The following is a 24277-nucleotide window of genomic DNA, read 5'->3' on the forward strand; positions in this document are numbered from 1 at the left end:
AGGTTATCGCTGTCACGTCCCGTTGATACTGTGCGGCGTCTGCCTGCATGCGCGCCCAAAACAACTGCAAAAGATCCGGCCTCAAGAAAATTGAATACTCCGCCCTGACAAGACTCATCCAATAAGTGTTGCAATCACCGCAAGAACCCATACACAGCCAAGACACACCCCACGGCGTTACTGAACAGCAGCTAGTAGTGTCCTGCGCCGTAAGTTCATTTGTTAAATGTTGAATGAGGAAATGGAAGAACTTAAGGCACTCAGCCCGTGAATTCCTGATCCGACTTCGCCAAAGGACTCCTGACGCAGGACATGTGTTTGTGACGGTTTCGTCGGGGAGATTAATCCCGACGGTGCTGGGCGTTACTCACCCTTTCCCGTGGTCCGAAAACGAGCTGTGCTATCGTCGTTAGTGACATTTCAAAACTTCATCAAGGACGCGTACTTGTGGCACCCCTGTCTGATGGGTGGCCGTTTACGTCTGGAGGCCCTGACGGATGCGATCTCATGATTGCTCCAACCCACCGCGGTTTGGCGCATAGACGGTCGAGGCCTGCCCGTTCCACAAGAGCGATGACGCGACAGGGTGGCCGCATGAGTGGCTTTTTCGGCGTAGATCGGGAACCCGTGAGCGATATTACTACCAACACTTCTTCATCACCCGTCTTTGCCATGCGTGCCGTGGCCTTCACCGTCGAGGCGCCGAGCGAGATCGTCGTCACAGCCGATCACCTCTACAAAACCTTCGGTCGTTGGCCGCACGAGATCGCCAAACGACTCTCTGCCGTCATCTGCACCATCTTCGCCCAGGCCGACGCGAAGTACGCTCAGGCCCAGTTCGACGAGGTCACCTGGATGCTCGAGCGCGCACACCCGAAAGTCGCCGAAATGCTCCACGAGGCGCGCTTAGGACGGGAGCTAAAGATAAGTAGTGAACGACTCAATAAAGAGATCACATGCCGCACCGACGTCGGCGGTGTGTTCCCCAGCTCTCCGGCCCTGCTCTGTCTCGCAGGAGCCGTCCCCGTCGAGCGACACGACGACTGGGAAGCCGGGGCCCGCCGCTACCTCTCCGAGGACTGCATGCGCCAACTAGAGGCATTCAACACCGCTCTTTCCGGTCTCGACATCAGGGCCATGAAGGAGGTGATTCCCGTACCCGAGCTCATTGAGGCATAGTCAAATTAGCTGACCCGCACGGTGACGTTGAGTTACACCACCCGGCGGGGCGTGGCCGCAATAATTTAAACAAATGGATAACTCACTTTAACGATTTGATGCACAGCACAGCACGGAGATTGAATGAATCTCTGCAAACCCGTCCGGCGATGTCGCCGGGGAACGGAGCAATCATGGTTGGAAATATTTCACGACGTACTACGTTTGGTAGTGCCGGAGTCGCGATCCTGATGGTCGGACTTCTCGCCGGTTGTACGGCGACCACCGCTGGCGGAGAGACGGACGGCGCACCGGCTGACGCATCCGCATCGACGCTTGAACAACTCCAGGACAAGGGCACGATCACGGTTGGATTTGCCGGTGAAGCACCCTATAGCTTTCAAGACGGCGACCAGCTCACCGGGGCAATCGTGGCCCTGCACAAAGAAATTTTCGGAAACCTCGGCATTGAAACCGTTGAGGGGGTTAATACTGAGTTCGGCGCACTGATTCCTGGCCTGCAGGCTGGCCGGTTCGACGTCGTCAGTGCTGGCATGTCGATTTTGCCCGAGCGATGTGAACAGGCCCAGTTCAGCGAGCCGGAGTTCAACTATACGACGGCCTTCATGGTCACCGACGGCAACCCGTTGGGCCTGAGCGACATGGCTTCGATTAAGGACTCAGGGGCGCGCATGGCCACCCTTACTGGGTCCGTTGAGGCCGGATACGCCGAAAAGCTCGACATCGAGGCGAGCAATGTCGCCACACCTCAAGACGGCATGGACGCAGTGGTGAACGGTCGAGCCGACGTGCTCGCCCTCACCGGAATCTCGTTGAACTGGATGAAGAACAATAACCCGGACGTTCCCGTTGAGGTGACTCCGTCGTTCGTCGCCGTGATTGACGGTGTCGATCAGGTTGGAGCCGGCGGAACCGTGTTCCTGACCGGTGACGATGAACTGGTCGCCGCGTACAACACCGAGTTGAAGAAGATCACGTCCGACGAAGCTGCCTACGTCGCGATCATGGGTGAGTTCGGCTTCACCGCCGGAGAAATGCCTGACCCTGACATGAGCACTGCCGATCTCTGTGAAACGGCCTAGGCCTTCCAGAAACCACCGACGAGGTCGCCGTGAACAACGTCGATGCGTTCATTGCAGCGCTGCCGGGGATCGGTAGGGGAATTCTAGTGACCCTTGAGCTAACCCTCGGCGGCGCAGTGTTCGCGTTCCTGATCGCCCTGGCGCTTGGTCTGGCCACTCGTAGCCGGTTGCTGCTGGTGCGCGGAGCGACACGGATCGTGATTGAATTCTTCCGAGGTACCTCGCTCCTGGTGCAGCTCTTCTGGCTGTTCTACGTGCTCCCGCTGCTGGGAATTCGTCTGGATTCGCTATTTTGCGGCATTCTGGCGCTCGCACTGAACTACGGTGCCTACGGGGCAGAAGTCGTGCGCGGCGGAATCAGCGCGGTGTCAATCGGCCAATTCGAAGCGAGCCGGGCACTCAACTTCACATCGTGGCAACGGATGCGACGGGTCATTTTTCCGCAGGCCTGGGCTCAGATGGTTCCCCCGTTTACGAATCTGCTAATTCAGCTGTTGAAGGGAACGGCGCTGGCGACGTTTATTCTGCTGCACGATCTGAACTTCTTCATCAATGAGTTGCGTCGTTCGACAGGAGACACGCTGTTCGCCTACGGGATCGGCCTGGTCATCTACTTCGTTATCGCCTACCTCCTCACCCTCGGGATGAATGCCGTCGAGGTTCGGGCAAAAAACCGCATCGCTGCCGGGCCGACCCTGCGTGAGGTGATGGGCCTGAAGCCGCCGAAAGCCAGATCGCAGATCGACCAGACGCCGCGTTCACGAATGACCGGGGTGATCTCGTGACCGATCTCTGGAGCTGGGACCGCGCGTTCCAAGCCGTGCCTGTGCTGCTTGAGGGTTTTCAAATCACTCTGCTAGCCACGGCTCTGGGTATGGTCGTGGCAGCAATTCTCGGGCTCGCTATCGCTATTTCACGTCGCTCACAATTTCGCATCATTCGTTGGCCCGTTGGGGCAATGAACGAGTTTATCCGTCAGACGCCGCTCGTGGTGCAGTTGGTGTTTGCCTACTATCTGTTCACCAGCATCTCGCCGCTACAGATCGGCATCACCGTCATCGGCATCCACTACGCGACCTATATGTCAGAGGTATATCGTGCGGGCATCGATGGTGTTGCACCGGGACAATGGGAGGCCACCCGAGCTCTCTCGATGGGTCCCGTCCGCACCTGGCGAGCGGTGATCCTGCCGCAGGCTATTCGCAGTACCCTGCCGGCGCTGGGCAACTATGCGGTATCAATGTTCAAGGAAACACCATTCCTCTTCGCCATCAGCGTCGTCGAGATGGTCACCGCGGCGCAGCAATTCGGCGCCCAGCATTTTCAATACATCGAAGCGATTACCTTGGCTGGGTTGATCTTCTTGATCGCTAGCTACCCGACATCACTGCTTATTCGGAAACTGGAGACCAGACTTGCCTACTAAAAGCGCCGCACGCACCACCGCAGTTCCCGAACCTCCTCGGATCCAGTTTGAGGGGGTCGTTAAGAAGTTCGGACTGAACACGGTGCTGGATGGACTCGACTTTTCGGTGGCACGCGGCGATCGAGTGACCCTGATCGGACCGAGTGGGTCAGGCAAGACCACTATTTTGCGCTTACTCATGACTCTCGAAGAGGCTAATGGCGGCTTGATCTCCATCGATGGTGAACCATTCACTCATGAGCGCAAGGGCAAGCGGCTCGTGGCGGCGTCCGAAAAATACAAGCGTCGGATGCGTACCAAGATCGGAATGGTCTTTCAACAGTTCAACCTGTTTCCCAATATGACAGTGCGAGAAAACATCACGGAAGCGCCGCAGCATGTTCTGGGGCAGTCCAAGGATGTTGCAAATATGCGTGCAACAGAGTTGTTGGCTCAGGTCGGACTGGAGGGGAAAGCGGATGCGCACCCCTCCCAGCTTTCCGGAGGTCAGCAACAGCGGGTCGCGATAGCCCGCGCCCTCGCCATGGAGCCGAAAATCTTGTTGCTCGATGAGGTGACTTCGTCGCTCGACCCGGAGATCGTTGCGGAAGTTCTGGCAATTTTGCGCGACATCGCTCTCAGCACGGACATCACGATGCTCATCGTGACGCACGAAATGCAGTTCGCCCGCGATGTCTCCAACCGGGTACTGATGTTTGATGGCGGCCGCATCGTGGAAGAGGACGAACCAGAAGCCATCTTCACTAACCCCAGAGAAAAGCGCACGCAGGATTTCCTCAAAGCTGTCTTGTAATAAACCTTCGCGTTTTTCTGCAGACCGTACCCAAACATAGACCCGGGTGACTCTGGAGAACACGAGCGCTGCCGCCGAGCAGATCTACCGACTGCCCATTGTGATGTCGTTGTCACCGGCCGTGGCCCCGGGAAACTGGCTGCCGACCGAGGGGCCGCTGAGCCAGCGGGGCATCGGTGTCATCTCTCCGTGTGACATGGCTCTCGACCGCGTTCCCCAGAATCGTCGCCATGCTCCGACGCCGCTAACCAGCAAGCAGCTGGCACGACCCAGGCACCGAAGATATTGTCCATTCCCGACACAGCATGGATCAACAAACCAGCCGACAAACCCATCGAGAATGAACAGCTGGTGTGGTATCGCCCCTGGGTAGTGGACACGGGGTAAGCGGCGAGTTGAACTTCCGCGGTCTGTGACGAGTGTTGCAGTTCGAAGTCGACTGGGCTGACCTGTCCGATCGAGGAGTGCCGGCGCCGACAGTAGTATAGGTCCTCGAACCAGGCTCCGACTTCGCGGTGGCGCGGTCGCGGGTGGGCCACAGTCGGCGGTAGTAGAACTCGGTCTTCAGTATCGCGAAGAAGCTCTCAGCCATTGCGTTGATGCCCCTACGGTGTCAAATCGGCCAGTGTTAGATGTTTGGGCGGGTCGGAGATAGTTTTGATGATGCACCGTCTCAGGTTTCATGCCGCCGTTTCGTTGGCGGCTTCGATATTCATCGGGCCGTTTGTTCCAGCGCAATAGTTGAGCTCATATTCAGCCGGCGGCAGGTTCCCCAAGGCGCTGTGAAGCCGCCGATTGTTCTACCAGTCGAAGATGAGTTTTTCGACGTCGGCGAGGGTCTGTAACGGCCCGGTGATGAAGGGTGAGTTCTTCGCGGCGGCCTCGTTTTTGTAGAGGCCCATCACGGTCTCAGCGGCCGCATTGTCATACGCGTCACGCACCGTTCCAATCGATGCGCCCAAGCTCTCGAGTGCGACAGTCTCGGTGAACTTGATCGACATGTATTGCGAGCCGGCATCATTGTTAAGCCGAATTCGGCTTAACAATGATTAGGCCGAGGAAAACGCTAAACCGAAAAATCGTGCCGCTGCCCATCGTCTGCTGGGAATTGCTCTTCTTTCTCGGGTTAGTGTCTGGCGGTGTTGGCGTTACCGTCGTTGTATCCGGATGCCCAGTAAAGAGAAAATGCAATGGAAACAATGGTTGAAGAGATTGGTATGGCGGTCGTCGACGCGCTGGAAGTGGCCGGCTACAAGGAATCGACGATTGGTCAGTATCGTAAGTCGATTCGGGTTTTGGCAGTCCTGGCGCAGGAGCAGGGTGGCGTCTACACACTCGGCTTCGGCGCAGAATTCGCATCGATGATGATGATGATGATGATGATGATGATGATGATGATGATGATGATGATGATGATGATGATGATGATGATGATGATGATGATGATGATGATGATGATGATGAGTGCGAGGACGGGCAGGTTCAGTGCTCAGCGTCGTTTCGATTACGGCAGATTAGAAGCAATGAACGCCGCGACGCCCGGTAGCAGCCAGTCCGACATTGAATGGCTCACCGAAGAAAAGCTTGAAATGCTCTACACCCTCGCGTAATCAACGGAAACGCTAAGCCGAAGAATGACGGCTGGTTCTCGGCGAGCAAGGGCAGCGGCACGATTTCTCGGCTTAGCGTTTTCCTCGGCTTAATCGCTGTGATGTATCAAACCGGGCCGTACGGCGTGGCCGGCATGGTCGCGACGCCAGAGCGCCATATTCAAACAGACCTCAACGAACGGTGTGTCTTTGACCGTTGACGCATGCCAGCCCACGATCGCACGAGAGTACAAGTCGATCGCGAATGCCACGTAGACGAAGCCGCCCCACGTCGGCACGTACGTGAAATCCGTTACCCAGCTGTGGTTCGGCCGGGGTGCACTGAAGTTGCGCTTGAGCAGGTCAGGGGCTCGAGGTGAGTCCTTGCCGGTCGAGGCCGACGCCCGGGGCTTCCGGCCTCGCACGAGGCCGTTCATGCCCTCGAGGCGCATCAAACGGTCGACCGTGTGCTTGGAGACGTCAGTGAACTCGCCTCGGCGAAGCCACGCCGTCATCTTCCGTCACCCGTAGAGAATCTCGGGCTGCTGGCGCCCGTGCACATCTCGCACTTTCAAGGCTTTCAGCCGGTCGACGAGTGCCGCGTCGCTCTGAAGTCGCGCCGCGGCGGCGCGAGTCTTCCATGCCCGAAATGACCGTGAAGTGACCGTGACGCCCTGCTCGCGCAGGACGCCGCACGGCAACTCGACTCCATGGCCGTTCGCCTTCATCTGGACGATGAAAGCGACTATGGACGGTTGCGAGGGTTGAGCTCCCTGAGCTCAAGAAAGACGCCGCTGCTTTGAGGATGTCATTCGTTTCCCGCAAGTCCCGGTTTTCGCGCTTGAGGCGTTTGATCTCCTCGAGCTCCTCGCTCGTGGGCCCGGTGCGTTCGCCGGCGTCGGCCTGCGCCTGGGTGACCCACTTTCGGAGCGTCTCCGCACCGATGTTGAGCTTGGGTGCCAGGTCGCGGCACGCGGCCCACATTGACGGGTAATCCTTCACACGATCAAGAGTCATACGGACCGCTCGTTCGCGAACCTCTGTTGGGTGTTTCTTGGGCATATCCGAATCCTTTCACCAGAAAGAAAACGGCAGGAAATCAGGGACGGTTCACCTTCTCATCGGTCGCCGACCTCCAAGACGCGATGGAACGCTACATCGAGAACTATAACAAGGACGCCAAGCCGTTCACCTGAACCAAATCAGCGGAGCATCTGCTGGGCAAGATGAAACGGAAACAAATAATTAACACGGAACACTAGTCGCCGCCGGCCGGCTCGCCCATGCCGTCCTTGTCTGGGTAGGCAATCATCCGTCGACGCCCGGGCGGTTGCGCCGGATTGGGTGTTCCGGCACGCATCGTGTATCATGGCGGGGCCTACCCTGCGTCACAAACGTGCTCACATTCCCGTGTACTGCACCTCAGTTGACCGGAGGACCATCGTCAAGTCGTTCAAATCATTCCCCCTGCTCGGCTGGATTATCCTGGCCATCGTCCTCGGTATCCTGACCGGCCCCGTAATGCCTGCCTGGCTTGGCGGGGCATTCATGACGTACAACTCGATCTTCTCCGGATTCCTGGGTTTCATCGTGCCTTTGATCATCCTGGGGCTCGTGATGCCCGCGATCGCCGAACTCGGCAAGGGCGCCGGGAAATGGCTCGGGATCACGGCCATGATCGCGTACGGCTCCACGATCCTGGCGGGAATGCTCGCCTACTTCGTGAGCCGTTGGCTGTTCACTCCGTCGCTGGCAGGAGCCGGCCTCGATGTGATCGGCGATGATTCCGAATCGGGTTTCAGCCCCTACCTCACGGTGGTGGCCACCGCCGGCGACTCGGCGACCGAGATCGTTCTCCCACCTGTCATCGGTGTCATGAGCGCGCTGGTGCTCGCCTTCATCCTCGGTATCTGCCTGGCCGCGCTCCACAGCAAGGTGCTCTTTCGCGCAGCCGTGGAGTTCCGCACGATCATCGAGATCGTGATCCGGCGCATGATCGTTCCCGCATTGCCGCTGTTCATCTTCGGGATCTTCATGGATCTTTCCGCCAGCGGCTCCGCGGTGACCGTCGTCACGAAGTTCCTGCTCGTGGCTCTGGTCTCCTTCGGGCTGACGTTCGTGGTCCTGCTCGCGCAGTACTCGGTGGCCGGAGGGATGGCCGGCGTGAACCCGTTGAAGGCACTGTGGAACATGCGCGATGCCTACTTCACGGCGCTGGGCACCTCGTCGTCGGCTGCCACGATTCCGGTAACGCTTGCCTCGACGAAGAAGAACGGCGTCTCCGACTCGATTGCGGGCTTTGTCGTGCCACTGTGTGCCACGATCCACCTTTCGGGGTCGATGGTGAAGATCACCTGCTTCTCGTTCGCGGTGCTGCTGCTCACGGGCGGTGAAAGCAGCTTCGGTGCCTACCTGCCGTTCATCCTGATGCTGGGCGTCATGATGATCGCCGCCCCTGGCGTTCCCGGCGGGGCGATCGCCGCGGCCGCCGGCCTGCTCACGCAGATGCTGGGGTTCGGCGAGGCCGAGGTGGGGCTCATGTTCGCGGCATACATCGCTCTGGACAGCTTCGGCACTGCCACGAACGTGACGGGCGATGGTGCGATCGCGATGATCATGAACAAGCTCACCAGGGGCAACCTGGGCGCCCAGGCGCAGGATCCGGCAGACGCGAAAGTGGAAGTGGGAGAAGGCCGCGAGACCCCCTCGCACGCCCCGGCCCGGTAGCCCCTCTCCACGGCCGGTTGCCGGAATGTCACCAAGGTCCTCAAATACAGTTCCGGGCATCGCCGATAGGGATCGGCAATGCCCGGACGGGTCATTGGCCTGCCGAATCGATAGTGGTGTCGATCGCACGGACGCCGAGCCGGGCGAAGTTTGCGCCGTACGTGCTCATGGCTGAGTACCGCGCAGGGTACGGCAGCATCGCGATAGCCAGTGTGCCGCAGAGGGTTAGCAGCGCGACCGGCGTAGCAGTGTGTCCTTGTCCTTGGCCTTCACGACCCCGCTCATGGCTCCGATGGCGGATGCGCACAAATGGCAAAACCGGTGGTGATCAGCAGTGGCTGGTGGCCGGGCAGGCGGAACAGGCGCCCGAGCCAGAACGTGCTGCCGAAGGTGAAGAGCACGACGGCCGCGACCGAGGCGATGGTGACCCAGCCGAGACCGGCGATATCGACGAGGCTGAGTTTCAGGCCAAGCAGCACGATCCCGAGGCGCATGAAACGCTTCGCCGCGACAGAGAGCCCTGGCGCGAGAAATCCGGAGAGCGGCGCCTGCGCGGCTGGTAGCTGGGCGACGATGATGCCCAAAGCGACCGCAGCGGTGAGCAGGGGAACGGCGGGCAGTACGGCGTAAACTCCCCAGGCCGCAAGTGCGGCGGCGCCGGACACCGCGACGCCCGGCAGCCATGGGTGACTTCGGATCACAGCACGGGGCCTGGGGATCGCGCGAAGGAGGTCATGCTTTGGCGGGCACCATGAGCTCGCGGAATCGTTGCAGGCCAACGTTGCCGCCGGACAGGATGACGCCGATGCGCTGGTTCGGCGCGCGGTGCTCGCGGAACATCACTGAGGCGAGCGCGGTCGCCCCGGACGGCTCGAGCACGATCTTCAATCGGTCGAAGGCGAATGCCATTGCTTCGATGATCTGGTCGTCGGTGACCAGGTCGACGGCGTCCACGAGCCGGCGGTTCACGCCGAAGGTCAGCTCCCCGGGAATCTCGGCCCCCTGGCCGTCGGCGATCGTGTCAGGCACGGCGATCTGCACACGCTCGCCGGCAGCGATGGATCGCCGGGTGTCGTCACCAGCCTCTGGCTCGACCCCGACCATCCGGATGCCAGGGAAGAGGCCTTTCGCCGCCGTCGCACTGCCCGCCATGAGGCCGCCACCGCCGATGGGAACGCGCAGTTCGTCGAGCTGTCCGATCTCCTCCAGGAGCTCGAGGGCCGCCGTTCCTTGCCCGGCCATGATTCCGTAATGCTCATAAGGGGGGATGATGGTGAGCCCGCGTTCCGCGGCGAGGGTATTGCCCATCGCTTCCCGGTCGCCGGTGAAGCGGTCGTAGAACTGCACCTCGGCGCCGTAGCCGCGCGTGGCAGCGACCTTGGACTCCGGCGCATCGGCCGGCATCACAATGGTCGCGGTCGATCCGGCCATCGCGGCGGAAAGCGCAACAGCCTGCGCGTGGTTACCAGATGACCAGGCTGTGACTCCACGGTTCAGTTCGTCCGCGCCGAGGCGGGAGATCACGTTGTACGCCCCGCGGAACTTGAAGGCACCGATGCGCTGGAAATTCTCGGCTTTGAGAAAGACCCGCGCTTCGCACAAGTCGTCCAGTGTTCTGGATGTCAGCACGGGCGTGACATGAGCGATTCCGGAAATTTGTCGTACGGCATCCCGCACCGAATCGAGGGTTAACATGCTTTAAGCTTACGGTTCTGCCGAAGCTTACGACTTCGCAGAGAGGGCTTCCCTGGCACTGGCGAAGGCATCGGTGCAGCGGATGATGTCGTCGCTGCTGTGCGCCGCAGACAACTGCACACGAATGCGCGCCTTGCCAAGCGGCACCACCGGGTAGGAGAACGCGATCACGTAGACGCCCAACTCAAGCAGGGCGTCCGCCATCGCAGCGGCCTCGTGCTCGTCGGCGAACATGACCGGGATGATCGGATGCTCGCCAGGCAACAGCATGAAGCCGGCCGCGCTCATCCGCTCACGGAACAGTTCGGCGTTGCGCTTCAGCGTTACCCGCAGCTCGGCGCCCTCGGCCACCAGATTCAATGCTTCGATCGATCCGGCGACGACGGATGGCGCGACGGCGTTCGAGAACAGGTACGGGCGGGCGCGCTGACGGAGCAGGTCTACTATTTCCTGGTGGGCACTGATGTAGCCACCGGATGCGCCGCCCAAAGCCTTGCCGAGCGTGCCGGAGACGATGTCAACGCGGTCGGTGACCCCGAACAGTTCCGGGGTTCCGGCGCCGGTTGGCCCGACGAAACCGACCGCGTGCGAATCGTCCACCATCACGAGGGCGTCGTATTGCTCGGCCAGGTCGCAGATCGCATCCAACGGGGCGAGGTAGCCGTCCATGGAGAAGACGCCGTCCGTGACTACCAGGCGGCGGCGGGCACCGGATGCCGCCTGCAACTGGGCTTCCAGGTCGGCCATGTCACGGTTCTTGTAGCGGTAGCGCGTTGCCTTGCTCAGGCGCACCCCGTCAATAATCGACGCGTGATTCAGTTCGTCTGAGATGACGGCATCCTCGGCGCCGAGCAGCACTTCGAAGATGCCGCCGTTGGCGTCGAAGCAGGACGGGAACAGGATGGTCGCCTCGGTTCCAAGAAGCGTGGAAAGCCGGTTCTCCAACTCGACGTGCTGGCTCTGCGTGCCGCAGATGAACCGCACGCTCGCCATGCCGAAGCCCCACTCATCGAGTGCGGTTTTCGCCGCGGCAACCAACCGGGGATGGTTTGCGAGACCGAGATAGTTGTTGGCGCAGAAATTGAGCACCGGCTTGCCCGATGCCCGCACATGCGACGACTGGGCAGACTCTAGCTGGCGCTCCGTTTTATATAGCCCGGCAGCGCGAATCTCGGTAAGTGTCTGCGCGAGCTGCTCGCGAACTGTTCCGTACATCTTCTCCTCCTTAGGTCCAGTCGATGACGACTTTGCCGCTGTCCCCGCCGCGGGCGACGGCGAAGGCCTGCTCCCAGTCGCTCGCGGGGAAACGGTCTGTGATGACGGCCGATACGTCAAGGCCGGTTTGCACCATGGCGTTCATGGCGTACCAGGTTTCGAACATCTCGCGTCCGTAGATGCCCTTGATGGTGATCATATGGCTGACGACTTTTGCCCAGTCGATGCCAATCGGTGCGCTGGGAAGGCCCAGCATTGCGACCCGTCCGCCGTGGGTGAGGTTCTCGAGCATCTCTGGCAGGGCGGTCGGATGCCCGCTCATCTCCAGCCCGATGTCGAAGCCCTCCGTCATGCCCAACGCACCCTGGGCTGACGCGACGCGGTCTATCGCAACGTTCACCGCGAGGTCGACCCCCATCCGCCTGGCGAGTTCTAGGCGGGCTTCATTGACATCGGTGATGACGATGAACCTGGCGCCGATGTGGCGCGCGACTTTCGCGGCCATCAGGCCGATCGGGCCTGCTCCCGTAATCAAAACATCTTCGCCGACGAGGGGAAAAGAGAGGGTCGTGTGCACCGCGTTGCCAAGAGGGTCGAATATTGCGGCCAGGTCGGGATCGATGGTTTCCGGATGCTGCCACACATTGCTCGCGGGAATTACGACGAATTCTGCGAAGGCGCCATCCCGGTTCACACCGACGCTGGAGGTGTTTATGCAGAGGTGCCGGCGACCGGCGCGGCAGTTGCGGCAGTGCCCGCAGACTATGTGGCCCTCGCCCGACACCAGCTCGCCCACCCGGACGCTGGCGACGTCTTCGCCGATCTCGACCACGCGTCCGGAGAACTCGTGCCCCGGAATGAGCGGGGCCTTCACGGCGCCGGCTGCCCAGGCATCCCACGACTCGATGTGCAGGTCGGTCCCGCAGATACCGGTGCGCAGCACGCGGATCTTGACGTCCCCGGGGCCCGGCGTTGGTTCTGGTCTCTCAACCAGGCGCAAGCCGGCTACGGCCGCGTCTTTGTAGAGAGCTTTCATCGGTGATTTCCTCTCGTGCGTCCCTCGTGGGGCCGAGCTAATGAAACCATCTTTGGCCGGAGAATGTCAGGCGTCATTAGGAGTGTTCTTCAGCAGCTATCGCAGGACCTTCAGCCTAGCTGAGCTGGAGTGTGTTCGAATCAACCCAACCTTCACACGAAGCGGTGTTCACTACTTGACACGCTCGTCAGTGACTCGGCACCCGGATAGACCCGTACCTCTCGTACTGTAGTTACAAAACACTCTTCGCGGCGCCGTTCGATTTCTGCTGGGAGGGAGGCCAGTGACTGCCCGCGATACTTGATTGCCCGTCGCACATTTGGAAGAGGCACGAAAACTGGCCTTGCCCCCGTTTGACTGCGAGTTGGGCGATGATGCTCGTGCGCAGGTTCAGCCGTGACCCGTTGAGGGCTCCTTCATCGTCGACGAACAAGTCGATGTCCTCCTCGAGGCCGACGACGTCGAAGTTGTTGCACCCGACGCTCACGTCCAGGGCCTCCACGATGCGGGCCGTGTCGGCGCGTGCCCGGGCAGTGGCGGCGTCTGCGCGGATAGGTGTTCTCGTGTAGTCGTACGTTATGGCATTTCTCTCTTCTCCTCGGACAACTTGTTTTTTTGCCTTCCGGCAAAGAGAAATCGAAAGCGACCGAAGCGGTGAAGTGCCCAGAATTTCAGACGAAATAAGGGAGCCTGCGACCGCGTCTGAAAATCTGGGAACGCAGCCGCGCAGGAAGCTACGATGACCGGCCGGAATGGTCAAAAAAACAGCAGAGGAACAGTGCCGCACAACGGCTCCGCCCTGGCAGGACTGAGGGCGGCCGCGCCGCCGTTCCCTATGTTGCTGCTGTGGTGGCTGTGGCTGGTGTTCTGGTGGGGAAGCGCGAGGGGACGCCCCTCGCCGGCTAGAGTGCGGCGGCGGCCGCTTCAATGATGATGCGTGCGCCGAACTCTCTGATCAGGCGGTGACACCCGGCACTGCTGGGAGAGGTGGCCTGGCCAGGGACGGCGCCGAACGGGTTCCCAGCGCGGCCGTGTGACCGGCGACGTTCAGCGAACCAGAACGCCACTCCGTCTTCACCACGAGCGTCGTCGTACTGCCGGCGGCGATCAACCGTTTTCGCATCCGGAATCTTCGGACCAGGAAGTCCGACCTGCTCGAAAATAATGTATCCCGCCGAGTTATTCTCGACGATTGAGGTCGGGATAGTCCCAATGCTCAGCTTGACGGTGCGCGGCGTTCTCGTATGTATATTGCGTAGCCGAGATCACTGCCGTGATGCTGGTGCGGATGCGCGTGTCATCGAGGTTGGACAGGGCGTGACTGAGCTGGTGTCCTGGGCTGTGTTGAGGCTGATCTCAATTCCTTCGATCTCGCCGAGCTGTGCGCGGTCCAGCGCGGTATCGAGGCGCTCGAGCAGGTCGGTGACGATCTGCTTTAATCACCTGCGCTGAGCCGGATCGAGCCTGACCATCAGAGCAGAACTCTCGGGTCACCACGTCGTCACAACTCACGCAGACCGGTCGATTGAGGATTAGGTGGGGATTAGACTGGTGGGCATCGATCCAGGGCGAGGTCGCGCAAGGAGGTCGCGGGTGCCGATTACGCGGACCGTGTTGGAAGTCGCCGAGCAGCATCCGGACCAGCTGGCGATCGTTGCGGCTGATATTCGGCTGACGTATGCGCAACTCGTCGAGGATTCCCGGTACATGTTCGCCGCCGTGGATGGGCTTCACCGGAGGCAGCACCTGCCGCCGGCACCTGCCGTTGAAACCGGCGGCATCCCGATCACGGCCGTGAGTATCGCATCAGCGTTCCATACGGCACGCATCATTGCGGGGCTCGCGGGGTTCCGCGCTGTGTCGGCGACTATCGACCCACGGTGGCCGCTGGAGCACAGGGTCGGCGTCATTCTTGCCACGGGAATCGGTGTGGTGATCAGTGATGCTACCGACATTGCGGATGCCCTCGCCGCGCTCGGCTGGACCGGTACGATCCACCCGCTGGCGGACTTCATGCAGCGCGAGGCATCTGCCACGGCGGCGGCGGCACCGACGGTGCGGCACGGCAACGAACCTTTCCTCCTCTTGTTCTCATCGGGCACGACGAGCAACCCCAAGGGATTCCTGAAGACGCGGCACCAGTACCGTGAGAACTTCGCGATCTCCAGTGCATACCTGGAACCTTGGCCCGGCGTCGCAACGCTCGCGCCCGGCCCAGTGTCGTACAGCCTCACCCTCTACGCGCTGATCGAGTGCCTCGCCTCTGGAGGCAGCGCGCACATGGCGGACGTGTTCAATCCGCTGGAAATGGCCGCGCGCATTTCCGACGAGAAGATCACCCGCGTCGTTACTGTGCCTGCCGTCGTGCAAGCACTGGTGGATGCCGCCCGTCGTGACCCCGCCCGCTTCACCACGCTCGAGCTGATCGTCACTGGCGGCGCGAATCTACCCGCCGTTCTTCGTACGGGTCTGGCCGACGTGCTGCCCGATGTGCGGTTGATCAGCTATTACGGTGCAGCTGAGATTGGGTTCATCGGTGACAGCCGTGACGGTGACGGCACAACTATCAACATCTACGATGGTGTCAAGGCGAGTATTCGCGACACGGATGGCGTCGAGCTGCCCGACAGCGAGCCCGGCACGCTGTGGATCCGGGCCGCCGCTTGCTCCGACGGCTATATCATCGGTACGACGGACACCGTGCTGAAAGGCTCCGACGGCTGGTCAACTGTAAATGACCACGGCCGGCTGGTCGACGGTGCGTTGGTTCTGGTGGGCCGCGCCGGAGATATCGCCGTCACCGGCGGACACAAGGTGGCGCTACCGGAGGTGGAACGCGCATTCGAGGGGATGCCGCGCATAGGCGCGATTTGCGCGGTGGCGCTTCCTAACGAGCGGCTGGGCGCTATCATCGCCCTCGTCATCGAGGGTGAAACGCCAAACAAGGGCCAGCTGCTCGCCCGCGCGCGGCACAACCTGGCACCGCAATTCGTACCGCGCCGTTGGTACTGGGTCGAGCGGCTGCCGCGTACAGTCGGCGGAAAGATTCGCCGCGCCGCCACCGCTGAGCTCGTCGCGCAGGGAGAGGCCGTGCGGCTGTGAACGATCAGCGCCGCGTGGTCATCACCGGACTCGGGGCCATCACCCCGAGCGGCTTGGATGTGCCAACGATGTGGGATGCCGTCCGCCACGGACGCAGCGCCATTACGACGCTTGACGATCCCGAATTCGCCGACCTGGCCGTGCATATCGGCGGGCAGGTGCACGGGTTCGAGGTATCTAGTGTCCTCGCACCCAGCCTGGCCCGTCGGCTGAGCCGCAGCCAACACTGGGCCGTCGCGGCCGCTGACCAGGCACTCGCGCAGGCAGGCTGGACGCCCGGAGCCGGCGAGATGCCATGGGACCCGGACCGGTTCGCGGTGATCGCCGCCACGGGCTCCGGACCTGTCACCGCGATGCAGCACGCCACCCGCGCCCTCGACGAGCGCGGCCCCCGTGCCGTGCCGCTGACCCTCGCGATCTACGGTGCACCGGACGCGGCGGCGGCCTTACTCAGCCAGCGCTATCAGGCATTCGGGCCGGCACAGAGCGTATCGGCGACGTGCGCGAGCGGCGCAATCGGTCTCGGGGAGGCGCTGCGTCGCATCCGCCACGGCTACGCCGACGCAGTCCTTGTCGTCGGTGTCGAGGACTGTCTAAACCCGGTAAATCTCGCATCGAACGCGAACATACACGCTCTGGCATCTGGGTACGAGCATGATCCCGCCGCTGCATCCCGCCCCTTCGATCGGGCACGCTCCGGGTTCGTAATGTCGGCCGGGGCAGCCGCCATCCTTCTCGAGTCCGAGGAGGGCGCGCGCACCCGCCGGGCTACCGTGTTAGCCCAGCTGGCCGGTTTCGGGGCGGCCAGCGATGCGTACCACCCGACCGCACCGCATCCACAAGGTCGAGGAGCGGCGCAGGCTGTGCGTGTCTGCCTTGCCGACGCAGGTGTCACGCCGGATGCCGTCGACCACATCAACGCACACGGCACCGGAACACCGGCCGGTGATGCCGCAGAACTGAACGCGCTGGATGCCGCGCTCGGTGATCGAGCTCGCAGCATCCCGATCAGCGCGACCAAGTCCAGCACGGGCCACCTCCTCGGCGCGTCGGGGGTGCTGGAGGCGATCATCGCCGTGCAGTCGTTGCGTGACGAGGTATTACCGCCCACTCGCAACCTCGACGACCTCGAGTTCGCAGGCTGGGATATCGTGGCGGGCGAAGCCCGCCGACAGAGTATTGACACGGTGCTGTCGAATTCGTTCGGGTTCGGCGGCCACAACGGCGCGGTACTGATCAGGCGCGTCAATGGATGACGAAGGAGCAGATATGTCAGACCGGGAAACCCGACACGCAGAATTGGCCTCGACGTACCTGCCCGACGACCTGTTGGGACGTTTCCGCGCGCGTGCCGACATCTACGATCGAGAAAACCGCTTCTTCGATGAGGACCTCGCCGAGCTCACAGCGCAGGGCTATCTCACCCTGTTTGTGCCGGAGGAGTTCGGCGGCGCTGGTCTGAGCCTCAACGAAGTATCTCGGCTGCAGCAGCGCCTGGCCACGGCAGCGCCCGCGACGGCCCTCGCTATAAACATGCACCTGATGTGCGTCGGGGTTGTACGTGCGATGTTCGAGCGCGGCGACCGGTCGCTGACGTACGTGCTCGACGAGGTGATGGCTGGTGAGATCTTCGCGTTCGGGGTAAGCGAGCCAGCCAATGACTGGGTACTGCAGGGGTCGAACACCATTGCTCAGCCGCAGGAGGACGGCGGCTACCTGCTGACCGGGGTGAAGATTTTCACCTCACTGTCACCGGTATGGACACGCCTGATCACCCACGGGCTGGACAGCACGGATGCCGACAATCCGAGGCTCGTGTACGGGTTCATCGAGCGGAGCGCGGAAGGCATCAGCGTGTCGGACCAGTGGGACGTGCTCGGTATGCGCGCGTCGCAGAGCCGTTCGACGATCCTGGAGAACGTGCGGATGCGGCCGGAGAAGGTAGCTCGCAGAATTCCGACGGGACGATACCCCGATCTGTTGACGTTCGCGATCACGAGCAACTTTCAACTGCTGATCGGGGCTGTGTACACGGGTATCGCGCGCCGTGCGCTGGATCTGGGCGCCGCGGGGCTGAAAATCCGGAAGTCGGCCAAGAACGGCACTACCTACGCCCAGGTTCCCGAGTTCCGGGCACGCCTGGCCGACTCCCTCATGGCGTACATGGCCGTGCCCGCGCAGTTGGACGCTTACACTCGCGACTTCGACGAACTCATCGACCACGGCGCAGGCTGGCCGCTGCGTCGTCTGATCAGCGCCCGCATCAACGCATCGAACGTGGCCCGGCACGCGACCGAGACCGCGCTGATGTGCGCAAGTGGCAGCGGATACAACAACAGCAACGAGCTCAACCGCCTGTTCCGGGATGCTACGGCCGGGCTGTTCCATCCGCCGAGTGCTGACGCCGCCCGACCGATGTACGCGGCCGCATTACTCGACGAGCCCACCATTGACTGACGGGCTTCGTCCGCCAGAGCTGATCCCTGTTAGCTGATCATTCCATCGTCCTGCCAGGGCGATTGAGGCTGTGTGCAATCTCTCCCAGCAGATCAAACCGGACGAGATCGTGGCATTTTCGGCACGAACAGAGGGGGAAAATTTAAGACGATTAGTCATGAAACAGATTCTCCTTACCGCTGTCTCAATTCACCATACGAGCGCAAGTCTCAGGAGACCGTCACCCGTGTGCTCCACGGCGTCATCATCGACTATTGCGAAACGAACTCTTTAGGAAAAGTAGAGGTAACATGACTGACAATTTCTACTCCAACCCGGCCGCCAGGCGGTGGCGAACGGATGCTGTGGGCGACTCGATCCTGCAATTCCACCGCAGCCTGCCCGACTATCGGCCGAGCCCGCTCACGGAGGTTTCCGCCCTGGCCGACGAGTTGAGAGTCGGCCGTGTGTTCGTGAAAGATGAATCGTCCCGATTCGGCCTGCCGGCATTCAAGATGATGGGCGCGTCGTACGCGGTGTCCCGCGTGCTGTCGGCTCGGGTGGGGTCGCCGGATGCGGCGCTTCCTCTGGACGAGTTGCGCGACCGGCTGACCGCGCAGGCGCCGTTCACCCTGGTCGCCGCGACCGACGGCAACCACGGCCGTGCGGTCGCCCATATTGCGCGGCTGCTCGGCCTGCCTGCGCGCATCTTCGTCTCGGCCTACCTGTCGAAGGTCCCCTGGGCGGCGATCGAATCGGAGGGTGCGGGGGTATTTGGGGTGGACGCACCGTACGACGGCGTGGTGGCTGCCGCCCGCGCCTATGTCGAGTCGGCCGGGGAGAGTGCGCTCCACATCCAGGACACCGCCTGGCCCGGCTATGGGCAGGTACCGCAGCTCATCGTCGACGGCTACTCGACCATCTTCAGTGAGGCTGACGCGCAGCTGGGGGAATTGGGGCTTCTCGCCGACCTGGTGACGGTTCCCGTCGGTGTCGGGTCCCTGGCTGAGGCGGCCATCCGCCACTATCGCTCGCGACCGGATGGAGTCGCCGCCGCTCCGACAGTGCTAAGCGTCGAACCCGAGAACGCGCCATCCGTCATCGTCTCGCTGCAAGCCGGTACGCTCACCTCAGTGCCGACCTCGTACACGATCATGGCCGGTCTCAACTGCGGCACGCCGTCGAGCAACTCCTGGCCATATTTGATCGACGGGCTGGATGCCGCGGTCACCGTCTCGGAGGACGACACGCGCCGCGCTGTACACGACCTTGAGCAGCTCGGGGTGGACGCCGGCCCGTGCGGCGCGTCGTCCCTGGCGGCGATGCGCGCAATCGCAGGCGACCCGGGCAGACGCACCGCAGCGTCGCTGAGTTCCGATGCCGTGGTCGTCCTGCTGAGCACAGAAAGCCGCTCGGCAAATCCGATCTGAGCCGGCGGGTCCGCGTCAGACCCGCCGGATACCCGTCACAGATGGCCCAGCACGTCCAGTTGAAGCTGCGCGACGACGGCGACTACGATGCAGCTGACGACGATGATGGTCGGCACCCCGCCGTGGACCGAGCCGAATGTCCGAGCCATCCGCTCATCGAAACGACCTTGGCTGGTACTGTGCAGGGTCATGGCCCAGAACAGCGGGACTGTCCGATCGTCTGTGAACTCCTGGGTGAAACGCCTACGTGCTGCGGTCATGCTGATCTCTACTTTCAGGAGACCCTTATTTTAAGAGGGCCCACTGTCCGAGATACCTGCAGCAGCTCACACTCAACCGCTACGGACCAACTGAAGTAATACGCGTCCACTATGAGCCATGCCGAAAAATTAACGCACGAAGCCCAATTGAACAGCATTGCATCGAATGCTGCTTTACCAGCTTCTCTTCAGCGATGCCAGGCCCGCCAGCGTGCTTCGAACACATTGGTGCTGAAGCGCTAGGGTGCGCTGAGTAGCGCTGCGAGTTCCTCTAACGCATCTTCTCCGGTCATGTCTCGAACCAGCAGTGGCAGTTCGGTCATCGGCACGGTATGGAGGTGCTCACGGAGCTCTCGAAGACAAATATCTTCGCGTATCCTGCGTTCAGCAAGGAAGGCGCCGGCGTCAGCAGGGGAGCGGCGGTTGACAACAAGAGATGCGACATCGACGCCCAAACCGCGCAATTGCCTGACGATGTCAAGGGATTCGGCAACCGGCATCTTTTCGGCGAGGGTCACGACCACGAAGCCCGTGATGGTGCCATCGGTGATCGTCTTGTTCATGCGGGAAAACCGGTCACGACGGGCCACCAATGTGCGCCGCAGTTCCGATTCGGTTGCGGTCTCCGGGTTTTCACGGCCGACAATTCCTCGGGCTGCCGCGGCGAATCGGTCCGATCTGGAGCGGCTGGCGAGCAGCGATTCCGTCCACCCCGTCAACTTCTCCGGCAGGCTAAGCAGATGTAGCGTGTGGCCCGATGGTGCAGTGTCGAACAACACAAGGTCATAGGCGTCGATGCCGTGGTCTATGAGCTCGGCGATCCGTTCGAGCATGGCAGACTCGTAGCTGCCTGGCGCGGTTTTTGCGAGCTCGAGGTGTGCCTTCGCCGAACGGTGCAGCCGCTCGGGCAGGAGCTTCATCATCGTGGCGCTGACTGTCTTGAAATGGCGCTCGATGGTGGCGCGGGGATCTATCTCAACGGCATCCACACATCCATCGGAAGCGGTGAAAACTCGGGTGACAGCATCCGATAATGCCGTGTCCCAGATATGTCCGAGGTTGTGTGCCGGATCGGTGGAGACGAGCAGTACCCGACCGCCGTTCCGGGCACGCGCAAGCGCCAAAGCGGATGCCACCGAGGTTTTGCCGACTCCGCCTTTGCCTCCAACGAAGAGCACTTGTCGATCGCGAGCGAGTGTCAGCAGCATCCGATATGGTCCAATGGGGAGTGGGGGATTCCGATACGGCGATGCCAGGCATGGAAATTCTCCCAAACAGCAGGCATGAGTTCGGCGGTGTAATAGGCGGCCGGGTCCGGCACGCCAAGGGCTTCGCCCAAAACAGCAACCATGAACAGGTCATCTTCGGACTGCTGCTCCCGTTTGAACATCTGACGGTACGGCCCCACGTAGAACTCGTGCAGTCCCTCCCAGAACGCTGACCAGCGCCGGAAGGAGCCCTCCCGGCGCCGGTTCGTCGGCTTCGATCTCATCGAGATTTACGACGCCCTGGTGCCGGTCAGCTCTGCGTCAGCGTCCTCATCTTCGGGAACCATGTTCTTGGCCTTGCGCATTGCGATGATCGCTTCGGCGGCGACCCACACGCTGGCCACGATGATGATCACATCGAGCGAGAAGAGCATCCAATCTGGATCACCGGGATTCGCGAAACTGGCAAGCTGTACGATCGCTGCCCAGAATGCCATGACGAAAACGATCACGAGCGGTACCAACGCCGTGATGGGGTTGCGCCCCTTGCGAATCAGGATGACCACGATAATCGACAGGCTCAACGCCGCCATCAGCTGGTTGGTGGTTCCGAACAACGGCCAGATGCGTAGACCGCCCTCGCCTCCGACTCCCTGCGAGAACGTCAGACCGAGGCCGAGTGCCACGACGATAAGGGTCGCCGGGGTCTTTCCGATCTTCAACTTGAAGGCCTCGCCGGCTTCCTGGACCACAAAGCGCAGCAGTCGCATTCCGGTGTCCATCGTGGTTGCGGCAAACAGCACCGCCATGGTCGCCAACAGCGTGGCGCTCAGCGATGCAGGCAAGCCGATGCCGTTCTGCATCAGCGTCGAGCCGCCTTGGACAAAGGCATCGACTCCGGCTGAACCGAACGAGCTGTAGATCTCGTTCCACTCAGCTACCGACTTGAATCCACCGATGACTGCGAGGATCGTTCCCAGAGAGAGCAGTCCCTCACCGACAGCGCCGAAGTACCCGACGAAACGAGCATCCGTTTCCTTGTCGAGCTGCTTCGAAGTGGTGCCGGAGGACACCATGCCGTGAAATCCCGAGATGGCACCACACGCGATGGTCACGAACAGCAGAGGAATCATACTCGGCGTGCCCTCGGGAACGTTCATGTTGATGGCGGGGGCGACGATATCCGGTGGTGTTGCGGAGAACAGCGCACCCAAAAGCACGGACCCGAACAGCAAGATCAAGCCGACGAAAAGCTGCACACCATTGATATAGTCACGCGGCTGCAGCAAGACCCACACCGGCAAAAGGGACGCTATCGCCCCATAAACGAACAGGGCGACAATCCAGAATGTGGCCGGTGACATGCCCAGTGTCGATTCGGGGAGCACCACCGGCATCTTGTCGCCAACCAGGATGAGCGCATAGAGCGCTGCGACGCCGACGACGGTAACGGGCAGCAGGTGCCAGTGAAGCCGGTACACTGCCACACCCACCAGAAGGGCGACGACAATCGCACCCCACACGGGGATGACCGCTCCCGGTGTGCTGATGAGGAGGTTCTTAATGACGACGGCGAATGCCGCGATCACCATGAGCAGGACCAGGAAAATCACAACCAGAAACAGGTTGGCTCCGCGTTTGCCGATGTACCGGGCGGACAGGGCGCCGATGGAGCGTCCCTTGTTGCGCGTCGAGGCCCACAGCGTGCCGAGATCGTGCATCCCAGCGAAGAATACGGTGCCGAGGGTTACCCAGAGCAAGGCTGGAAGCCAGCCCCAGATCACTGCAATCGCGGGCCCGACGATGGGAGCAGCGCCGGCGACGGACGTGAAATGGTGGCCCCACAGAATGAACTTGTTCGTGGGAACGTAGTCCACGCCGTCTTTGAGCTCGTGAGCCGGGGTCACGAAAGCGTCGTTGAGTTTGAAGACCCTGTGTGCGAGATATTTGGAATAGACCATGTATCCAGCCACCATGACGGCCAGACCAATAATCATGAGAACTAGGGAACCCATAAAGTTCTCCCCCCTGTCTTGAGCCACCGTGGGCAGCTCTGTCCGATAGCGCGAGTGGACCGACACAAGTTTGCGATGATAGCCAAAGTAACGTCAATCAAATCTCTTCGAAGCTATCAGTTCTGACCGGAATTTTTCTAGTGCGAAAGCCTACTGTGGCTCAAGAACGTTGAATTTACGCGGTTTTTGACCCGATCGACGACGTTGAATGGGCGTTTATAGGAGAGCGAATTCCTCCAGGGGCACGCCCGGCGACAGCCCGGTATTTCTTATGAAAACTGGGATGCAGGGCTTTCACCTTGTGCAGTACGCGGCGGTAGCGCGGTGTCTACTGAACGAATTCGGAAACTTAGAACGGTCGCACCCCCGCCCGCGTTTCAACCCCCACAGCTGGCGAGACGGAATCCAGCAGTGGCGACGAAAGGTTCCACCGCTGCGGATAGAGCGAAACGGCGACCGCAGATCGAGGTGCCAGGTCGACCAAGCGTCCGGTTGCGATCTCCTCGGAGCGTTGCTGTTCGGGAAGCATGCCCCAGCTGAAACCTACCTGGATCGCTCGTGCGAAGTCGTTCGACGTCAAGATGGCCAGCGGTGTGCCCTTAACGGATGCTGACCGCTGGCCATGGCTCGCGCTGGTCGGCCAGGCTCTGGCTGATACCGGTGCAGCGGGAACCGGTCTGATCATCGCCTGCTCAGCGCTCAAACGCGTCTACCGTGACGCCATCGTCGCGGCGGCCCCTAACGTGCGGTTCGTGCACCTGGCCGGAACCCTCGACGTGGTCGGCAACCGGCACGAAAGGCGTAGTGAACACTTCATGCCGCCAGTCCTACTCCGGTCGCAGCTGGCGGCTTTGGAAGAACTTCATGATGACGAGCCGGGCTTATCTGTGGGCATCGATTGGCCCGTGTCGAACGTGGTCACGGAATCTAAGGCCCGGTTGGGCGCACCAAAGCTGCCGGCATCCGTTCACATTGGTGTTGGCCAGGTCGGGCTGCCCGTGGTTCGGGTGAACGGGCCAGCCAGCGCAGCGGCGGTATATCTGCAGGGTGCGCACATGACGAGTTGAAGCCCGGAGGGACAGTC

24 protein-coding genes and 2 pseudogenes are annotated in these 24277 nt (G+C 61.4%); 12 read left to right on the top strand and 14 right to left on the bottom strand.

The features are described from left to right. Positions 1 to 627: 627 nt before the first annotated feature. The 5 genes from CXY71_RS07710 (at position 628) to ehuA (ending at position 4480) form a co-directional block, all read left to right on the top strand. Positions 628 to 1179, top strand: coding sequence for a transposase (locus CXY71_RS07710; RefSeq protein WP_158253017.1), 552 nt, complete (start codon positions 628 to 630; stop codon positions 1177 to 1179). A 173-nt stretch (positions 1180 to 1352) separates the two neighbouring features. Continuing rightward, the gene (locus CXY71_RS07715; protein WP_104135109.1) at positions 1353 to 2261 is read left to right on the top strand and encodes a transporter substrate-binding domain-containing protein; all 909 of its coding nucleotides are present in this window, start codon (positions 1353 to 1355) and stop codon (positions 2259 to 2261) included. Positions 2262 to 2290: 29 nt separating this feature from the next. Beyond that, a complete protein-coding gene (gene ehuC, locus CXY71_RS07720) occupies positions 2291 to 3046 on the top strand; it encodes an ectoine/hydroxyectoine ABC transporter permease subunit EhuC (RefSeq protein ID WP_104135068.1) in 756 nt (251 codons plus the stop codon). Then, positions 3043 to 3687: an ectoine/hydroxyectoine ABC transporter permease subunit EhuD gene (gene ehuD / locus CXY71_RS07725; protein WP_104135069.1), complete on the top strand. Its 645-nt coding sequence runs from the start codon at positions 3043 to 3045 to the stop codon at positions 3685 to 3687. The genes ehuC and ehuD overlap by 4 nt, the downstream gene beginning before the upstream one ends. A gap of 40 nt (positions 3688 to 3727) precedes the next feature. Next, positions 3728 to 4480 (top strand): ectoine/hydroxyectoine ABC transporter ATP-binding protein EhuA, encoded by a 753-nt coding sequence (ehuA, locus tag CXY71_RS07730; protein WP_104135110.1) that lies wholly within the window; start codon positions 3728 to 3730, stop codon positions 4478 to 4480. An 800-nt stretch (positions 4481 to 5280) separates the two neighbouring features. Here the strand turns inward: ehuA and CXY71_RS07735 are convergent. Then, complete coding sequence (locus CXY71_RS07735) at positions 5281 to 5481, bottom strand: hypothetical protein (protein WP_104135070.1); 201 nt, start codon at positions 5479 to 5481, stop codon at positions 5281 to 5283. Positions 5482 to 5670: 189 nt separating this feature from the next. On the opposite strand from CXY71_RS07735, the gene CXY71_RS07740 reads away from it, so the two are divergent. Then, on the top strand, positions 5671 to 6090 hold the full coding sequence (locus CXY71_RS07740; RefSeq protein WP_104135071.1) for a hypothetical protein: 420 nt from the start codon (positions 5671 to 5673) through the stop codon (positions 6088 to 6090). Between the two features lie 89 nt (positions 6091 to 6179). Here the strand turns inward: CXY71_RS07740 and CXY71_RS07745 are convergent, their stop codons facing one another. From CXY71_RS07745 to CXY71_RS22610, 3 genes and pseudogenes are all read right to left on the bottom strand, one after another. Beyond that, positions 6180 to 6584 (bottom strand): DDE-type integrase/transposase/recombinase, encoded by a 405-nt coding sequence (locus tag CXY71_RS07745; RefSeq protein ID WP_104135072.1) that lies wholly within the window; start codon positions 6582 to 6584, stop codon positions 6180 to 6182. Between the two features lie 6 nt (positions 6585 to 6590). Beyond that, positions 6591 to 6797: a hypothetical protein gene (locus tag CXY71_RS21920; RefSeq protein ID WP_104135073.1), complete on the bottom strand. Its 207-nt coding sequence runs from the start codon at positions 6795 to 6797 to the stop codon at positions 6591 to 6593. Between the two features lie 115 nt (positions 6798 to 6912). Further along, positions 6913 to 7131: pseudogene (locus CXY71_RS22610) on the bottom strand (transposase); the annotation flags it as partial. A 306-nt stretch (positions 7132 to 7437) separates the two neighbouring features. On the opposite strand from CXY71_RS22610, the gene CXY71_RS07755 reads away from it, so the two are divergent. Then, positions 7438 to 8796, top strand: a complete 1359-nt coding sequence (locus tag CXY71_RS07755; RefSeq protein ID WP_104135074.1) for a dicarboxylate/amino acid:cation symporter — start codon at positions 7438 to 7440, stop codon at positions 8794 to 8796. Positions 8797 to 9077: 281 nt separating this feature from the next. Here CXY71_RS07755 and CXY71_RS07760 read toward each other — a convergent pair whose 3' ends face one another. From CXY71_RS07760 to CXY71_RS21040, 6 genes and pseudogenes are all read right to left on the bottom strand, one after another. Next, positions 9078 to 9497: a putative sulfate exporter family transporter gene (locus tag CXY71_RS07760; RefSeq protein ID WP_233198118.1), complete on the bottom strand. Its 420-nt coding sequence runs from the start codon at positions 9495 to 9497 to the stop codon at positions 9078 to 9080. 31 nt (positions 9498 to 9528) lie between these two features. After that, positions 9529 to 10491: a pyridoxal-phosphate dependent enzyme gene (locus tag CXY71_RS07765; protein WP_104135075.1), complete on the bottom strand. Its 963-nt coding sequence runs from the start codon at positions 10489 to 10491 to the stop codon at positions 9529 to 9531. A 27-nt stretch (positions 10492 to 10518) separates the two neighbouring features. After that, on the bottom strand, positions 10519 to 11706 hold the full coding sequence (locus CXY71_RS07770; protein WP_104135076.1) for a glycine C-acetyltransferase: 1188 nt from the start codon (positions 11704 to 11706) through the stop codon (positions 10519 to 10521). 10 nt (positions 11707 to 11716) lie between these two features. Then, on the bottom strand, positions 11717 to 12742 hold the full coding sequence (gene tdh / locus CXY71_RS07775) for an L-threonine 3-dehydrogenase (protein ID WP_104135077.1): 1026 nt from the start codon (positions 12740 to 12742) through the stop codon (positions 11717 to 11719). A gap of 232 nt (positions 12743 to 12974) precedes the next feature. Continuing rightward, the gene (locus CXY71_RS20645) at positions 12975 to 13502 is read right to left on the bottom strand and encodes a DUF3846 domain-containing protein (RefSeq protein WP_158253019.1); all 528 of its coding nucleotides are present in this window, start codon (positions 13500 to 13502) and stop codon (positions 12975 to 12977) included. Positions 13503 to 13671: 169 nt separating this feature from the next. Continuing rightward, positions 13672 to 13874, bottom strand: a pseudogene (locus CXY71_RS21040) (DNA-processing protein DprA); the annotation flags it as partial. 461 nt (positions 13875 to 14335) lie between these two features. Here CXY71_RS21040 and CXY71_RS07785 point away from each other — a divergent pair. From CXY71_RS07785 to CXY71_RS07800, 4 genes are all read left to right on the top strand, one after another. Continuing rightward, entirely contained in the window at positions 14336 to 15844 is a 1509-nt protein-coding gene (locus tag CXY71_RS07785; RefSeq protein WP_104135079.1) for a class I adenylate-forming enzyme family protein, read from the top strand. Further along, positions 15841 to 17100: a beta-ketoacyl synthase gene (locus CXY71_RS07790; RefSeq protein ID WP_104135080.1), complete on the top strand. Its 1260-nt coding sequence runs from the start codon at positions 15841 to 15843 to the stop codon at positions 17098 to 17100. Before CXY71_RS07785 ends, CXY71_RS07790 begins: the two co-directional genes overlap by 4 nt. A 13-nt stretch (positions 17101 to 17113) precedes the next feature. After that, a complete protein-coding gene (locus CXY71_RS07795; RefSeq protein WP_104135081.1) occupies positions 17114 to 18301 on the top strand; it encodes an acyl-CoA dehydrogenase family protein in 1188 nt (395 codons plus the stop codon). Between the two features lie 290 nt (positions 18302 to 18591). Continuing rightward, a complete protein-coding gene (locus CXY71_RS07800) occupies positions 18592 to 19710 on the top strand; it encodes a pyridoxal-phosphate dependent enzyme (RefSeq protein ID WP_104135082.1) in 1119 nt (372 codons plus the stop codon). 35 nt (positions 19711 to 19745) lie between these two features. On the opposite strand, the gene CXY71_RS07805 is transcribed toward CXY71_RS07800, so the two are convergent. The 4 genes from CXY71_RS07805 to CXY71_RS07820 form a co-directional block, all read right to left on the bottom strand. Continuing rightward, positions 19746 to 19970, bottom strand: a complete 225-nt coding sequence (locus tag CXY71_RS07805) for a hypothetical protein (protein WP_104135083.1) — start codon at positions 19968 to 19970, stop codon at positions 19746 to 19748. A 239-nt stretch (positions 19971 to 20209) separates the two neighbouring features. Then, positions 20210 to 21178: an ArsA family ATPase gene (locus CXY71_RS07810; RefSeq protein WP_104135084.1), complete on the bottom strand. Its 969-nt coding sequence runs from the start codon at positions 21176 to 21178 to the stop codon at positions 20210 to 20212. Beyond that, the gene (locus CXY71_RS07815) at positions 21169 to 21462 is read right to left on the bottom strand and encodes a cory-CC-star protein (RefSeq protein WP_233198117.1); all 294 of its coding nucleotides are present in this window, start codon (positions 21460 to 21462) and stop codon (positions 21169 to 21171) included. The genes CXY71_RS07810 and CXY71_RS07815 overlap by 10 nt, the downstream gene beginning before the upstream one ends. Before the next feature lie 6 nt (positions 21463 to 21468). Next, complete coding sequence (locus tag CXY71_RS07820) at positions 21469 to 23193, bottom strand: carbon starvation protein A (RefSeq protein WP_104135085.1); 1725 nt, start codon at positions 23191 to 23193, stop codon at positions 21469 to 21471. A gap of 527 nt (positions 23194 to 23720) precedes the next feature. Here CXY71_RS07820 and CXY71_RS07830 point away from each other — a divergent pair. Then, a complete protein-coding gene (locus CXY71_RS07830; protein ID WP_104135087.1) occupies positions 23721 to 24260 on the top strand; it encodes a gluconokinase in 540 nt (179 codons plus the stop codon). The last annotated feature ends 17 nt before the right edge of the window (positions 24261 to 24277 follow it).

The sequence above is a fragment of the Cryobacterium sp. Y62 genome (genome assembly GCF_002929785.1).
In the GTDB taxonomy this organism is placed as follows: domain Bacteria; phylum Actinomycetota; class Actinomycetes; order Actinomycetales; family Microbacteriaceae; genus Cryobacterium.